Raw genomic sequence first — 14,039 nt, 5'->3', positions numbered from 1 at the left:
GAGTCTCGGTGCTGTGGGCGTTGCTGCGCGACCATCGGATATTCACCCCCGCTCCACCGGTCGCGCTCCCGGCTTGACAACTTCATTGAGACTCCCTGTGTCAGCGCAGTTGCTGGATGCGGACCATGTTGCCCGCCGGGTCGCGAACGGCGCAGTCGCGCACGCCGTACGGCTGTTCCGTGGGCTCCTGCACGATTTCAGCATCCGTGGCCGACACCGTGGCGAAGGCGCCGTCCAGGTCCTCGGTGGCGAGCAGCACGCTGGCGTAGGTGCCCTTCGCCATCATCTCGGCGATGGTGCGCTTCTCCGCCTCGGTGACGCCGGGGTCGGCCTCCGGCGGGTAGAGCACGATATTGATGCCGGGGTGCTCGGGCGGGCCGACCGTGATCCAGCGCATGCAGTTGTAGCCGACGTCGTTGCGCACCTCGAAGCCGAGCGTGTCCCGGTAGAAGGCGAGCGAGGCCTCCGGATCGGTGTGCGGCAGGAAACTCGAGTGGATGGTGATGGTCATGCGGTTCACGCTAGAGGGGGCGCGGCGACCGGCGCTTCTCGATTCCTGACCGGTCGGGTGACCCGCTTGGCCACGCAGGACGGCAGCCCCGCGGTCGCGTTCGCGGCCTCCCTGCGGTACGTACTCGGCGGCACCCCGACCAGCTCGGTGAAGCGGGTGCTGAAGGTGCCGAGCGAGGAGCAGCCGACCGCGAAGCAGACCTCGGTGACGCTGAGGTCGCCGCGGCGCAGCAGCGCCATGGCGCGCTCGATCCGCCGGGTCATGAGGTACGAGTACGGCGACTCCCCGTACGCCTGCCGGAACGCGCGGCTCAGGTGCCCGGCCGACATGTGCACGCCGCGGGCGAGCGCCTCGACGTCGAGCGGGCGCTCGTACTCCCGATCGATCCGGTCCCGCACCCGGCGCAGCAGCGCGAGATCGCGCAGCCGCTGGTCCTCCTGTCGGGTTCCCACCGGTGCATCGTGCCACGTCAGGGCCGCCTTGCCCAGCACCCGGAAACCGGGTCGGCCGTTGTGGGCTGTCACAGAAGGGGCCGGAGGTCGCCCCCATTAACACCAAGGGATCACATCACGACTGGTGCTGACGCAACCGAATCGTTACCGTCGAGGTCGCTGTATCCGAGCTAGGACGTTATCGAATGACTCTTTCCACGTGGCCCGACCAGGACCTCCCCCTGCTGCGCGAGGTCGCCGGCCGCATCGCCGTCGTGATCCAGGGCAGCACCGACAGTCGGCAGGCCCTGGCCGACTTCACCGAAGCACTCCCGCACGCCGGGCAGCTGGCGCGAGTGCTGATCGAGTACTCCAGCCGGTGGTTCGACCGCTCCAGCGGGGACTCGACCATGATGGGGCCCGAGCTGTTCTGGACCCTCACCGAGTTCGTGCCGCCCGCCCTGCCGCAGAACCGCGAGCAGGCCGTCGGCACCGAGTACCACCACGTCGAGCGCACCAGGCACCTGCTGCTCATCTGCGTGCTGGAGCAGCTGGCCGTCACCCAGTTCGCCCCCGCCCAGGGTGGGGATGCCACCCGGCACCGCTACGGTGACAACGCCGTCCCGGTCCTCACCTCCCGCCTCCGCTCAGCCCCCGACGTCGAAGGCACTGCGTAATACGCATCGACGGATCGCCGGATGACTTCTGGCGATCCGTCAGCGCCGCCTCGCTCTAGTGAGGAGTGGGGCGCCGATGCCGTGGATGACGACGCTGATCAGGACGGTGACGCCGGTGACGGTGAGGGCGTAGCCGCCGAGGTCTTCGTCGAGTGCGTTGTAGGCCAGTAGGCCGAAGACGATGGTGGCGGTGCCGCGCGGGCCGAGCGCGCCGACGAGCAGCCGCTCGCGGGGTGCGAGCGGGGAGCGGACGAGGGCGAGCAGGACCGGGCCGAGGCGGATCACGGTCAGGGCCAGTGCCGCGTAGAGCATGAGCCCCCAGTCGAGCAGCGGGGCGGCGCCGAAGACGATGACGAAGCTCGCCCCGAAGGCGAACCAGAGGATCAGCCCGGCGACCAGGCCGACGTCGTCGATCAGCCCGAGTTCGCGCTCGGCCGGGCGCGCCCGCCGCATCCGCACCGCGTCGCGGGCGCGCACCGCCTGGTAGGCCAGTCCGCAGGCGAAGGCGGCCACGAAGCCGTTGGCGTGCCAGGCCACGGCGGCGCCGTAGGCGAGCAGCGGCAGCGCGACCAGCCCGATCCGGAACGCCTGCGGCTCGGTCAGCCCGCGCAGGTGCGCCCTGGTCCCCACCCACGCGGTGACCCCGCCGAGCACCAACCCGACGGCGATCGCCGTGCCGAAGGCGGGAATGGCGTCCCGCAGCGCCGCCAGCGGGTTCGCGTCGGCGCCCACCCCGGTGGCCAGCGTCAGCGCGAAGGCGAAGACCGGGGCGACGATGCCGTCGTTGTACCCGCTCTCCACCGCCAGCAGGTGCCGCACCCTGGCGGGAATCCGGCGCTCCCGGACTATCTCGGCGGCGGGCGCGAAGTCGATCGGCACCACGATGCAGGCGATCAGCACCAGCACCGGCGCCGGGAGCTCGGGGATGAGCAGCCACCCGGCGAGCACCGCCAGCCCGATGCTCAGCGGCAGCGCCAGGAAGAGCAGCCTGGCCGCCGCCCGCGGCTCACCGCCGAAGATCCCGCCGCGCACCTCGGTGGCGTCCACGAAGAGCAGCACCGCGAGGATGATCTCGGCGGCGTGCAGCGCCACCTCGCTGTTCAGGAAGGGCGCCACATCGGTCGAGGAGAACGCCCCGAACACCGCGCCCGCGGCGACCATGGCGAGCGGGGCGTGGATCAGCAGGCGCCGCAGCAGCGTGGCGCTCAGCGACCACAGCACCACGACGCCGGTGAAGACCACCAGCACCAGGACCATGGGGTGGATTGTGCCCCGGCCGGGGCCGGTCAGCCGCGCTCGGCGCGCCCGGCCTCCTTGCCGACGGTGTGCAGGTGCCCGAGCGCCTCCCGGTACGAGTCGATGAACCCGGTGGCCCGGTACGGCAGCCCGATCTCGGCGCAGTACGCGGCGACCATGGGCTGCGCCCGGCGCAGGTGCGGCCGCGGCATGGACGGGAAGAGGTGGTGCTCGATCTGGTAGTTGAGCCCGCCGAAGGCGGTGTCCAGCAGCCTGCTGCCGAGCACGTTGCGCGAGGTGAGCACCTGCTTGCGCAGGTGGCCGGTGGTGTCATCGGCGCTCAGCACCGCCATGCCCTTGTGGTTCGGCGCGAAGGTGGTGCCCATGTAGAGCCCGAAGAGCGCCTGGTGCAGCGCGATGAAGACCACCGCCTTGACCGGCGGGAGCACCGCGAAGACGAGCAGCAGGTAGCCCAGCGCGTGGCTCGCGAGCAGCGCCGCCTCCCACCCCCGGTTCGGGATGGGCCAGCGCAGCACCCCGCGCCAGCTGGAGATCCGCAGGCTCAGCCCTTCCAGGGTGAGCATGGGAAAGAAGAGCACGCCCTGGTGCCGCACCACGAAGCGCCGGTAGCCGCGCGCCATCCCGGCGCGGGCGCCGGAGTGCGCCAGGATGCCCATGATGTCCGGGTCGGCGTCCTCGGTGTTCGGGTGCGCGTGGTGCCGGTTGTGGTTGCTGGTCCACCAGCCGATGCTCACCCCGATCAGCAGGTTCCCGACGAGCGCGCCGTAGACGTAGTTGGCCTTCCGGCTCGCGAAGATCTGCTTGTGCCCGGCATCGTGGCCGAGGAAGGCGAACTGCGCGAAGAGCGCCGCAAGCACGACGGCGATCCCCAGCGTCCACCAGCTGTCGCCGAGCCCGATCAGCAGGGCGTAGCACCCCGCGAGCAGCCCGACGGTCACCGCGGTGCGGGCGAGGTACTGCGGCACGGCCGGTTCCAGCAGCCCGGCCTCGCGGACCCGGCGCAGCAGCACCGCGAACTCACTGCCGCGCGCCGCATCGGCCCGCTTCTCCGCCACCGGTCGCATCACGTCCCGCTCTCGCCGTCGTCCCTCGGCTGTTCAGCGCCAGGGAACGACAGCGATATGCCCGGCGGGGGCTGACGCGGCCACGAACCGGCGACCGGTGCATGAACAATAGCGCGCCCCCGGGCATCTCACCGCCCGGGCTCCGCCCCCTCGATCAGCGCGACCCTGGCCAGCACCTGCTCGGCCATCTTCACGTGCGCCGCGTCCACCAGGACGCCGCCGACGCCGACCGCGCCGCGGCCCGCCGCCTCGGCCTCCCGGTACGCCTTCATGTTCCGCTCGGCCAGCGCGACCTCCTCCGGCGTCGGCGAGTAGACCGCGTTGGCGATCGGCACCTGCACCGGGTGGATGGCCCACTTGCCGGTGTAGCCGAGCAGCGAGGCGCGGCGTGCGTCGCGCTCGTACCCCTCGGTGTTGCCGTAGTCGGGGAAGGGGGCGTCGATGGCGTCGATGCCCGCGATCCTGGCCGCGACGATGACCTTGGCCCTGGCGTAGTGCCAGAAGTCGCCGGGGTAGTCGCCGAGCGGCTCGAAGTTGGTGTCCACCCTGGCGCCCTGGGAGAGCGAGAAGTCGCCGACGCCGAAGATGATGGCGTCCACCCGCGGGCTGGCGGTGGCGATGGCCTCGGCATTGGCCAGCCCCTCGACCTCCTCGATCAGCACCTCGAGCCGAATCTGCTTCTCCAGCCCGAGTTTCAGCTCGAGCTGGGTGAGCAGGACGTCCACCCACCAGACGTCGCGGGCGGTCTTGGCCTTGGGCACCACGATGGTGTCCAGGTTGCGCCCGGCCCTGGTGACGACCTCGATGATGTCGTCGTGGCACCACTCGGTGTCCAGCCCGTTGATCCGGATGGCGCGCGCGGTGCGCCCCCAGTCCAGCTCGTTGAGCGCGGTGATCACCTTCTCCCGCGAGCCCTCCTTGAGGCTCACCGGGGTGGCGTCCTCCAGGTCGAGGAAGACCAGGTCGGCGCCGAGCGTGACCGCCTTGGCGAACATGTGGTCGTTGCAGGCGGGCAGCGCCAGCTCCGAGCGGCGGAGCAGCTTCGTCATCGAAAGGATCCTCTCGTGGGGGAATTCAGAGCACGCCGCGGGCGCGCAGCTCGGCCAGCTCGTTCTCGCCGAGCCCGAGCAGCTCGCCGAAGACCTCGGCATTGTGCTCGCCGAGCCGGGGCCCGAGGTGCTCGACCGCGCCGCTGGTCGCGGAGAACCGCGCGACCGGCGCCTGCACGGTGACCGTGCCCAGCTCGGGGTCGTCGACGCCGACGAAGACCTCACGGTGCTTCATCTGGTCGTCGGCGAGCAGGTCGGCGATGTCGTAGACCGGGGCGGCGGCCACCTCGTACTCGTCGAAGACCGCCATGGCCTCGGCCAGGGTGTGCTCGGCGACCCAGGCGGCCACCGCGGCGTCCACCTCGGGGGCCCTGGCGAGCCGCCGCTGCGGGTCGGAGAAGTCGGCGTCGGTGACCAGGTCGCCGCGGCCGATGGCCCGGAAGACCCGCAGCGCCAGCGCGGGCGAGCTGCCGGACATGGCGAGCCAGCGCCCGTCCGAGGTGCGGTAGGTGTTGCGCGGGGCCGAGATGTCCCAGCGGTTGCCGGCGCGCTGCGGCACCAGCCCGAGCTGGTCGTGCGCGAGCAGGGTCTGCTCCAGCAGCCGGGCCAGCGGGTCGATCAGGTTGATGTCGATGAGCTGGCCCGGCCCGCCGTGCACGTCGCGGTGGTAGAGCGCCATCGCCACCGCGTAGGCGGCGTTCAGCGAGGCGACGCCGTCGGCGAGCATGAAGGGAGGCAGCGTCGGCGGGCCTTCCGCCTCGCCGGTAAGGTGCGCGAAGCCGCTCATGGCCTCGCCGAGCGTGCCGAAGCCGGGGCGCTCGCTCTTCGGGCCGGTCAACCCGAAGCCGGTGACGTGCAGCATGATCACCCTGGGGTTCACCGCGCGCAGGCTCTCGTAGTCCAGCCCCCAGCGCTCCAGCGTGCGCACCCTGGTATTGGCGATCACCACGTCGGCCTGCGCGGCGAGCCGCCGCAGCAGCTCCTGCCCCTCGGCCACCCGCAGGTCGAGGGTCACCGATTTCTTGTTGCGCGACACCGATTTCCACATCAGCCCGACGCCGTCGCGCTGGTGCCCCCACGACCGGATGGGGTCGCCGCCGTTCGGCTGCTCCACCTTGATCACCTCGGCGCCGAACTCGCCGAGGTAGGTGGCGGCCAGCGGCGCCGCGGCCAGGGTGGCCATGTCGAGCACCCGGATGCCGTCCAGCATCGGGCGCTGCACCGCGGCCATCTACGCGCTCATTCCGGCGGCGGCGCGGGACGCGCTCGGCACCGGAAGCCCGAGGTGCTCGCGCAGCGTGCTGCCCTCGTACTTCGTCCGGAAGAGCCCGGCGCGCTGCAGGTACGGCACCACCATGCGGGTGACGTCCTCGAAGGCGCCCGGCATGTGCGTGGCGGCCAGCACGAAGCCGTCGCAGGCGTCGCCGTGGAACCACTCGGCCATCTGCTCGGCCACCTGCGCGCCGGTGCCGACGAAGCGCGGCCCCTGCAGCAGCGTGGCGCGGTGTCCGGCCAGGTCGCGCAGGGTCACGGTGCGGCCGAGGTGCTGACGCAGGTTCTGCACCAGCCCGCGGATGCCGGAGACCGAGGCGATCAGCTCGTCGGTGACCGGGTCGTCGATGCCGTGCCGGGAGAAGTCGTAGTTCATCAGCTCGGAGAGCAGCGTCAGCGAGGCCATGGGGTGCACGAGTTCGTGCAGCAGCATCTCCTCGCGCTCCCTGGCGTGCGACTCGGTCTCGCCGACCACCGCGTACGCCATCGGGCAGATCTTCACCGCGCGCGGGTCGCGCCCGGCCGCGTCGATCCGCGCCTTCTGGTCCGCGTAGTGCGACTTCGCCACCTCCAGCCCGGGATCGCCGGTGAAGATGAGCTCGGCCCAGCGCGAGGCGAATTCACGGCCGCGGCCGGACGACCCGGCCTGGATCACCACCGGGCGGCCCTGCGGGGTGCGCGGCACGGTGAGCGGGCCGCGGGACGAGAAGAAGCGGCCGCTGTGGTTCAGCTCGTGCACCTTGGCCGGGTCGGCGAAGTCGCCGGTGCGGTCGTGCAGCAGCGCGCCCTCCTCCCAGGTGTCCCAGAGCCCGGCGACCACCTCGAGGAACTCGTCGGCGCGGTCGTAGCGCTCGTCGTGGCCGAGGTGCGCCTCGATCCCGAAGTTCTGCGCCTCGCTGTCGTTCACCGAGGTGACCACGTTCCAGGCGGCCCGGCCCGCGGAGAGGTGGTCCAGCGTGGCGAAGGTGCGGGCCACGTGGAACGGCGGGTAGTAGGTGGTGGAGTAGGTGGCGCCGAGCCCGATCTTCGAGGTGGCCTGGGCCAGCACGCCGAGCACGACGCTGAGGTCCAGCTTCACCGGGCGGGCGCCGTAGCGCACCGCCTCGGCCACCGAGCCGCCGTAGATGCCAGGCATGGCCAGCCGGTCGTCGAAGAACATGAGGTCGAAGCAGCCTTCCTCGAGCTGCCTGCCGACCTTGGCGTAGTAGGACGCGTCCAGGTACCCGTGCTCGGTGGCCGGGTGCCGCCACGACCCCGAGTAGACCGAGGTACTGCCCGCCTGCATGAATGCGACCAGCGTCATCCGGTCGTCTCGTCTCGCTGTCATGGAAGGAATTTAACATCTGATATATCAGATGCCAACCCTTACATGCGTTCGTTGCTACACTCCGGCGCATGGCTGGTTCGGTCGACATCGCGGGCACCGTGCGGGAGCGGGCGGCGCGGGAGCTGCGCGATCGCATTCTCACCGGGGTCATGGCGCCGGGGTCGCGGATCGACCTGGACGCCATCACCGAGGAGTTCGCGACCTCGCGTACCCCCGTCCGGGAGGCGCTGCTGGAGCTCTCCTTCGAGGGGCTGGTGCGGGTGGCGCCGCGCAGCGGGATCACCGTCATCGGGATCGGCGCCGACGACGTGCGCGACAGCTTCACCCTGCTCGGAGTGCTCACCGGGCAGGCGGCGGCCTGGGCCGCTGAGCGCAGCACCGAGGCCGAGCTGGCGCGGCTGCGCGAGTTGGCGGCGGAGGTGGCGGCGCGGTCGGGGGACGATGCGATCGGGGCGGCGAACTGGCGGTTCCACCAGGCGATCCACCGGGCCGCGCACTCGCCCCGGCTGCTCACCCAGATCAAGCAGGCGGCCCGGGTGGTGCCGACGAACTTCCTGCGGCTCTTCCCGGATCACGAGAAGCACTCGCTGCACGAGCACGACGAGCTGCTGGACGCGCTGGAGGCGCGGGATGCCGATGCCGCCCGGCGGATCGCGGAGCGGCATGTGCTGGAGGCGGGGATCTCGCTGGCGGCGTGGTTGGAGAACGGGGGCGCCGCGGGCTGAGCGGCATCGCCGCGGTCAGCGCCCGGCAGGCTCGGCGGAACCGGATTCCGCGGTGGGCACCGGCGTCGCGGAGCCGATCTCGGCGGCGGGCGGCGGTGCGGCCGGCGAGTCCGCGCGGCCGACTTCGGCGGCGGGCAGCGCCGCGGGGTCGGTTTCGGCAACGGGCGGCGCCGTGGGGTCGGTGTCGGCGGCGGGCGGCGGTGCGGGGTCGCTCTCGGCGGCGAGGAGTCTCGCGAGGGCGCCGGTGCGGGCGGTGCGGAGTTCGGCGGGGGTGCCGATGGCGGTGATGCGGCCCGCGTCGACGACGGCGACGCGGTCGGCGCGGGCGAGCTGGGTGCGCAGATCGTGGCCGATGACGACGACCGCGGCGCCGGTGCGGCGGCGGTAGGCGTCCACGTGGTCGAGGATGCGGCCCGCGGTGGGGGCGTCGAGCGCGGTGGTGATCTCGTCGCAGAGCAGCACCCGCGGCTCGGCGAGCAGCGCCCGCGCCAGCGCGGCGCGCTGCAGCTGCCCGCCGGAGAGCCCGGCCGGGTACCGGCGCAGCTGCTCGCCGGTGAGCCCGAGCTCGCCGAGCAGCTCGGCCGCGGCTTCCCGCGCCGCCGCCCGGCCCATGCCGCGCAACCGGATCCCGGTGTCGGCGACCTGGTCCAGCACCACCCGGCGCGGATCGAAGGAGGCCGCCGACTCCTGCCACACGTACTGCACCGCCGCGATCAGCGCCCGGCTCCGGCGGCGCAGCGGCGGCATCCGCTCCCCGTCGACCAGCACCGCCCCGCGCCGCGCCGCGACCAGTCCGGCGACACACCGCGCGAGCGTCGACTTCCCCGCCCCGGACACCCCGACGACCCCGAGCAGCTCGCCGGAGCGCACCGCCAGCTCGACCCCGCTCAGCACCGGAACCCGCCCGCGCACCACCGACACCCCGCTCAGCCGCAGCACCACCGGCCCCGACGGCACCGGCGAATTCGCGGCCTGCACCGTCGGTTCCGCGGGGGCGACATGCACGGTCTCGTCACCCACCCGCGCCACGAACGGATCGTGCGTCACCAGCAGCACCGACCTGCCCTCGCCGCGCAGCCGCTCCAGGCTGCGCACGAGCGCGCGCCTGGCGATGGTGTCCAGCCCGACGGTCGGCTCGTCCACCACCAGCAGCCGCGGCCGGGCGGCCAGCACCTGGGCCAGCGCGAGCCGGGCCCGCTCCCCGCCGGAGAACTCGAACGGGAAGCGGCGCAGCATGGCGTCGAGCCCGGCCGGGTCGAGCTCGAAGGCGACGGTGGCCAGGATCTCCGCGATCCGCGCCCGGCGCGCGCGGCGGTCGCGGGCCTCGGGGTGGTGCAGCGCGACCAGCTCGCCGAGCGCGGCGCCGATCCGGCGCGCCGGGTTCAGGGTGGCGGCGGCGTGCTGCGGCAGGTACCCGACCCGGACTCCCGCCGCGACCCGGATCTCCCCGGTGATCGCGACCCCGGGCGGCACGGCGCCCGCCACCGCCGCGGCGATGGTGGTCTTGCCCGCACCGGAGGGGCCGAAGAGCGTGACGATCCGCCCGGCGGGCACGGCGAACCCGATATCGGCCAGCAGCACCGTGTTTCCCGCGCTCGCCGTCAGGCCGCGCACCGTGACCAGCGGCTCAGCCACGGCGGCTCCGCTCGGCCAGGCGCAGCGCGACGGTGCGCGGGTCGGTCAGCAGGTCGTCGGCGAGCAGGTTGATGCCGACCACGAGCAGCACGATCAGCCCGGCGGGCAGCGCGACCGCCAACGGGGCGGTGGTCAGCGCGTCCTTGTTGGCGGCGACGGCGACCGCCCAGTCCGGTGCGGTGGTGTCGAAGCCGAGGCCGAGGAAGTTGGCCGAGGCGAGGAAGTAGACGGCGGCGGTGAAGCGCAGCGCGATATCGGCGGCGAGCGGGCGGGCCAGTTCGCGGACGGCGTAGCGGCCGTAGCGGTACCTGGCCGGTTGCCCCTGCATGCGCAGCGCCGCCATCACCGGCCCGCGTACCACCGAGCGCGCGGCCATCCGCACGAAGCGGGCGCTCGGCGCCACCAGGGCGAGCGCGATGGCGCCCGCGACCGCCACCGGCGCGCCCTCGGTGCGCAGCGCCGCGACCATGATGAGCAGCAGCGAGGGCAGGCAGAGCAGGACGTCGATCGGGCGCATGAGCAGGTCGTCCACCCAGCGCCGCCCGGTGGCGGCCGCGGTGACGCCGATGAGGAAGCCCGCCAGGTAGGCGATGAGCACCGTCGCCGCCGCGACCAGCAGGAAGGTGCGGCCGCCGGTGAGCGCGGTGGCGAGGACGTCGCGGCCGAGCCGGTCGGTCCCGAACGGGGACCACTCCGACGGCCCGAACGGCGCCTGCCTGGCCCGCGGCGCCGACGCCGCGAGCACCGGTCCGACCAGCGCGAAGAACACCGGGATCGCGAGGCACGCAACGGCGATTGCCCGCCGGAACGACGACCTCACTCCCCCACCCCGTCCGCCGAGCACGGCACCATGCGCTGCCCGGCCAGGTCGATCAGCAGGTTGATGCCGATGGCAATGGTCCCGGTGACGGCGACGATGGCGAGGATCACCGGCTCGTCCCGGTTGCCGATGGCCCCGATCAGCTCGGAGGCGATCCCGGGCACCACGAACACCGCCTCGACGATGAGCACCCCGGAGAGCAGCCCGTCCCCGGTGCGGCCGAGCTCCTGCATCGCGGGCGCCAGCGCGTTCGGCGCGATGTGCCGGAGCAGCAGCGAGCGGCGGCGCACGCCGAGCCTGCGCGCCTGCGCGATGTACGGCTGCTCCAGCACGTCGACCACCCCGGCCCGCACTAGCCGGACCAGCGGCGCCGCCACCCGCGCCACGATCACCGCGAGCGGAAGCACCAGGTACTCCGGCCGCCGCAGCACGGTCTCCAGGTCGGCGCCGATGAAGGTCGCGGGCAGCAGCCCGAGATCCAGGGCGAGCCAGCCGACCAGCAGCACCGCGAGTACGAAATCGGGCACCGAGTCCACCGCGATGCTCACCGTCGTCACCGCCCGGTCCAGCCACGAGCCGGGGTGCAGCCCCGCCGCGAACCCGGCCAGCACCACCAGCGGCAGCAGCAGCGCCAGCGCGAGCACGGCGAGCAGCCCGGAGACGAGCAGCGGCCCGGCGATCAGCTCCGCGACCGGCTCGCCATTGGCGTACGAGGTGCCGAAGTCGCCGGTCGCCGCGTTCCCGAGCCAGTCGAGGAAGCGCTGCGCGGGCGCGATGTCGAGCCCGAGCAGCTCCCGGTTGGCGGCCCGCTGCTCGGCGCCGAAGACGTCGCTGTTCTGCACGTCGGCGGCGTCGCCCGGCATGAGCAGCGCGAGCCCGAACACCAGCACCAGCAGGATGCCGAGCTGCGCCACCCCGATCCCGGTGCGGCGCAGCAGGAACCGCGCGAACGGCCGCTCAGCGGATCGCGACCACGACACGGTCGTCGCCGTACTGCCAGACCGTCCCGGCCTCCGCGAACCCTGCCTCGCGGGCGAAGGCCAGGTAGTCGTGCGCGGTGGGCTTGTCGTGCACGGTGTGCTCGAACCCGCCCGCGCGCAGCCGCACCAGCTCGGCCAGCTCCGGCGCCGCCTCGACCGCGGCCCACCAGGCCTGCCAGTCCTCGGCGGCGGCGGCGCCGGTGCGCCCGGCCCGACGCCTGGTCACGGCCCTGGCGAGCGCGTCGAGCCGCGGCCCCTCCTCTCCCTCGTAGAGGTGGTCGCCGTCGAGGAAGAGCCCGCCCGGCTCCAGCGCCTTCGCGCAGACCGCGATGAGCTGCCGCAGCGGCTCCCGGTTCATCCAGTGCAGCGCGGTGGTGCTGACGAAGGCGTCCGGCGCGCGGTCCAGCTCGAGCCGCTCGAACCAGTCCGGCTGCCGCAGGTCGGCGGCGACCGCGCGGAAGCGCTCCGCGGGCAGGGTGCGCTCGGCGAGCGCGAGCAGCAGCGGGTCGGCGTCCACCCCGACGACCGTCGATTCCGGGAAGCGGTCGAGCAGCCGGGCCGCGAGCGTGCCCGGCCCGACCCCGAGGTCGACGATCAGCGGGTCCAGCCTGCCGACCAGCTCGGCCACGACGTCGCCGAGCACCTCGAAGCGCTGCTCCCGGTCCGGCATGTAGTGCTCCTGCTGCCGGTCCCAGCGCCGCACCCAGTACTCGGCGCGCTCGGCGCTCAATGCGGCGGCGCTCACGCGGTCACCCCGTCGAAGCGGGCCCAGGCGTGCGAGTTCGGCACCGTGGCCGGGGTGTTCCCGAACCCGGCGCGCGCGGCGCTGATCCACGGTGTCTCGGCGAAGAACACGAATCCTCCTCGGTCGTGCAGTATCTCGTGCATGGAGCGGTAGAGCGCGGCCCTGGCATCGGCGGTGGCGGTGGTCTGCGCCCTGGCGTAGAGCGCGTCGAACTCCGGGTCGGCCCAGCGGGTGCGGTTCTGCGGCGCGCCGGTGATCAGCCGGGACGCGAAATGGTTCGGGATCGGCAACGGGCCGGACTGGCCCATGGTGAGCGCGCCGGTCTCCAGCGCGTCGGTGTAGTAGCTGTCCTTGGAGCCGATCACCACGTTCACCCGCACCCCCGCGGCGGCCGCCTGCTCGGCGAAGAGCCGGGCCGCCTCGACGAAGCCGTTCGCCACCGGCGCGGTGAACAGGTCGAAGGAGAGGTCGCGGACCCCGGCCCGCGCCAGCAGGCGACCGGCCTCGTCCGGGTCGTAGGGGTGCGCGGGCAGCTCGGCGGAGTACTGGAAGCCGCGGCCGAACACGTCGGTGCCCGGCTCGCCCATCCCCTCCAGCGCGACCTTCACCAGCTCGGCGCGGTCGACCAGGCGCATGAGCGCGCGCCGCACGTCCGGCTTGTCGAAGGGCGGGCGGTCGGTCTTCATGGCGAAGAACAGGATTCCGCTGCCGGGGGTGGTCTGCACGGTGACGTCGTCGCGCCCGGCCAGTGCCCGGCTCGCCACCGGGTTCAGGTTGTCCGCGAAGTCGATCTCGCCGCCGCGCAGCGCGTTCAGCCTGGCGTCCGGCTCGGCGCTGACGATCCGCAGCTCGCCGACGGCGGGGGCGCCGTCCCAGTACTGCTCGTTGGCGGTGGCGACGAAGGTGCGGCCCGGCTCGAACTCGCGGAAGACGAAGGGCCCGGTGCCGACCGGCCGCGCGAAGTCGACCGCGCCGTTCTTGACGATCTTGGTGCCGTACCCGGCGAGCGCGATCGGGAAGTCGAACGACGGCTGCCGCAGCACCAGCTCGACGGTGCGCGGGTCCACCGCGCGGGAGAGCCCGAGATCGACCGGGGCCAGCGAGGTGGCCGCGACGAAGGGGCGGCGCTGGGCGGGCCCGAGCACCCTGGCGATGGTGTACAGCACGTCGTCGGCGCCGAAGGCGGTGCCGTCGTGCCAGCGCGCCTCGCGCAGCGCGATCCGCCACCGGGTGCCGTCCGCGTTCGGCTCGGCCGCGAGCGCCAGCCGCGGGATCGGCGTCATGGTCTCGTCGACCTCGAAGAGCCCGTCGTAGACCGCCTTCATCCTGGCCTCGTCGACGAAGAGCGTGTTCACCCCCGGATCGATGCCCTCGCCCGCGCCGGAGCCCTGGAAGGCCGCGGTGAAGGTGCCGGTGTCCACCGCGGGGCGGGAGCTGCCGCACCCCGCCGCGAACGCGCCTGCCGCGGCGGCGGTTCCGAGCAGGAATGCCCGACGCCCGAATCCCATGACCCGACTCCCTTCGCGTGCGGCGCACGCGAAGGGGC

14 protein-coding genes are annotated in these 14,039 nt (G+C 73.1%); 2 read left to right on the top strand and 12 right to left on the bottom strand.

Annotation, left to right across the window (positions count from 1 at the left end; translation table 11 throughout):
* Positions 1–100: 100 nt before the first annotated feature.
* Both ACFUUZ_RS07795 and ACFUUZ_RS07790 read right to left on the bottom strand, forming a co-directional pair.
* Positions 101–511 carry a VOC family protein gene (locus ACFUUZ_RS07795; protein WP_378693669.1) on the bottom strand — a complete coding sequence of 137 codons (411 nt, stop codon included), beginning with the start codon at positions 509–511 and terminating at the stop codon, positions 101–103.
* 5 nt (positions 512–516) lie between these two features.
* Positions 517–963: a helix-turn-helix transcriptional regulator gene (locus tag ACFUUZ_RS07790; protein ID WP_378693667.1), complete on the bottom strand. Its 447-nt coding sequence runs from the start codon at positions 961–963 to the stop codon at positions 517–519.
* Between the two features lie 185 nt (positions 964–1,148).
* Between ACFUUZ_RS07790 and ACFUUZ_RS07785 the strand changes: the two genes are divergently transcribed.
* Positions 1,149–1,619: a hypothetical protein gene (locus ACFUUZ_RS07785; protein ID WP_378693665.1), complete on the top strand. Its 471-nt coding sequence runs from the start codon at positions 1,149–1,151 to the stop codon at positions 1,617–1,619.
* A 39-nt stretch (positions 1,620–1,658) separates the two neighbouring features.
* On the opposite strand, the gene ACFUUZ_RS07780 is transcribed toward ACFUUZ_RS07785, so the two are convergent.
* The 5 genes from ACFUUZ_RS07780 to ACFUUZ_RS07760 form a co-directional block, all read right to left on the bottom strand.
* Positions 1,659–2,876, bottom strand: coding sequence for a cation:proton antiporter (locus ACFUUZ_RS07780; RefSeq protein WP_378693664.1), 1,218 nt, complete (start codon positions 2,874–2,876; stop codon positions 1,659–1,661).
* 29 nt (positions 2,877–2,905) lie between these two features.
* Positions 2,906–3,940 (bottom strand): fatty acid desaturase family protein, encoded by a 1,035-nt coding sequence (locus ACFUUZ_RS07775; RefSeq protein ID WP_378693679.1) that lies wholly within the window; start codon positions 3,938–3,940, stop codon positions 2,906–2,908.
* Between the two features lie 128 nt (positions 3,941–4,068).
* The gene (locus ACFUUZ_RS07770) at positions 4,069–4,989 is read right to left on the bottom strand and encodes an HpcH/HpaI aldolase/citrate lyase family protein (protein ID WP_378693662.1); all 921 of its coding nucleotides are present in this window, start codon (positions 4,987–4,989) and stop codon (positions 4,069–4,071) included.
* 25 nt (positions 4,990–5,014) lie between these two features.
* On the bottom strand, positions 5,015–6,199 hold the full coding sequence (locus tag ACFUUZ_RS07765; RefSeq protein WP_378693677.1) for a CaiB/BaiF CoA transferase family protein: 1,185 nt from the start codon (positions 6,197–6,199) through the stop codon (positions 5,015–5,017).
* Positions 6,200–6,220: 21 nt separating this feature from the next.
* Positions 6,221–7,588, bottom strand: a complete 1,368-nt coding sequence (locus ACFUUZ_RS07760; RefSeq protein ID WP_378693660.1) for an LLM class flavin-dependent oxidoreductase — start codon at positions 7,586–7,588, stop codon at positions 6,221–6,223.
* Between the two features lie 68 nt (positions 7,589–7,656).
* Between ACFUUZ_RS07760 and ACFUUZ_RS07755 the strand changes: the two genes are divergently transcribed.
* Positions 7,657–8,313, top strand: coding sequence for a GntR family transcriptional regulator (locus ACFUUZ_RS07755; RefSeq protein WP_378693656.1), 657 nt, complete (start codon positions 7,657–7,659; stop codon positions 8,311–8,313).
* A 15-nt stretch (positions 8,314–8,328) separates the two neighbouring features.
* Here ACFUUZ_RS07755 and ACFUUZ_RS07750 read toward each other — a convergent pair whose 3' ends face one another.
* Genes ACFUUZ_RS07750 through ACFUUZ_RS07730 form a run of 5 tightly spaced genes read right to left on the bottom strand, consistent with a single transcriptional unit; the run spans position 8,329 to position 14,001 of the window.
* On the bottom strand, positions 8,329–9,948 hold the full coding sequence (locus ACFUUZ_RS07750; RefSeq protein ID WP_378693654.1) for an ABC transporter ATP-binding protein: 1,620 nt from the start codon (positions 9,946–9,948) through the stop codon (positions 8,329–8,331).
* Positions 9,941–10,768, bottom strand: a complete 828-nt coding sequence (locus tag ACFUUZ_RS07745) for an ABC transporter permease (RefSeq protein WP_378693652.1) — start codon at positions 10,766–10,768, stop codon at positions 9,941–9,943. The genes ACFUUZ_RS07750 and ACFUUZ_RS07745 overlap by 8 nt, the downstream gene beginning before the upstream one ends.
* Positions 10,765–11,748, bottom strand: coding sequence for an ABC transporter permease (locus ACFUUZ_RS07740; protein ID WP_378693650.1), 984 nt, complete (start codon positions 11,746–11,748; stop codon positions 10,765–10,767). The genes ACFUUZ_RS07745 and ACFUUZ_RS07740 overlap by 4 nt, the downstream gene beginning before the upstream one ends.
* Positions 11,726–12,493: a class I SAM-dependent methyltransferase gene (locus ACFUUZ_RS07735; protein ID WP_378693648.1), complete on the bottom strand. Its 768-nt coding sequence runs from the start codon at positions 12,491–12,493 to the stop codon at positions 11,726–11,728. The genes ACFUUZ_RS07740 and ACFUUZ_RS07735 overlap by 23 nt, the downstream gene beginning before the upstream one ends.
* Positions 12,490–14,001: an ABC transporter substrate-binding protein gene (locus ACFUUZ_RS07730; protein ID WP_378693646.1), complete on the bottom strand. Its 1,512-nt coding sequence runs from the start codon at positions 13,999–14,001 to the stop codon at positions 12,490–12,492. Before ACFUUZ_RS07730 ends, ACFUUZ_RS07735 begins: the two co-directional genes overlap by 4 nt.
* Positions 14,002–14,039: the final 38 nt, after the last annotated feature.

The organism is Nocardia sp. NPDC057353 (assembly GCF_042667085.1).
Lineage (GTDB): Bacteria > Actinomycetota > Actinomycetes > Mycobacteriales > Mycobacteriaceae > Nocardia.
The sequence above is the reverse complement of the archived record's forward strand: the minus strand, read 5'-3'. Positions and strand labels throughout refer to the sequence as shown.

Coding starts and splice junctions, on each gene's coding strand:
- ACFUUZ_RS07795 (WP_378693669.1), bottom strand. CDS start 511: ATGACCATCACCATCCACTCGAGTTTCCTGCCGCACACCGATCCGGAG.
- ACFUUZ_RS07785 (WP_378693665.1), top strand. CDS start 1,149: ATGACTCTTTCCACGTGGCCCGACCAGGACCTCCCCCTGCTGCGCGAG.
- ACFUUZ_RS07780 (WP_378693664.1), bottom strand. CDS start 2,876: ATGGTCCTGGTGCTGGTGGTCTTCACCGGCGTCGTGGTGCTGTGGTCG.
- ACFUUZ_RS07775 (WP_378693679.1), bottom strand. CDS start 3,940: ATGCGACCGGTGGCGGAGAAGCGGGCCGATGCGGCGCGCGGCAGTGAG.
- ACFUUZ_RS07770 (WP_378693662.1), bottom strand. CDS start 4,989: ATGACGAAGCTGCTCCGCCGCTCGGAGCTGGCGCTGCCCGCCTGCAAC.
- ACFUUZ_RS07765 (WP_378693677.1), bottom strand. CDS start 6,199: ATGCTGGACGGCATCCGGGTGCTCGACATGGCCACCCTGGCCGCGGCG.
- ACFUUZ_RS07760 (WP_378693660.1), bottom strand. CDS start 7,588: ATGACAGCGAGACGAGACGACCGGATGACGCTGGTCGCATTCATGCAG.
- ACFUUZ_RS07755 (WP_378693656.1), top strand. CDS start 7,657: ATGGCTGGTTCGGTCGACATCGCGGGCACCGTGCGGGAGCGGGCGGCG.
- ACFUUZ_RS07730 (WP_378693646.1), bottom strand. CDS start 14,001: ATGGGATTCGGGCGTCGGGCATTCCTGCTCGGAACCGCCGCCGCGGCA.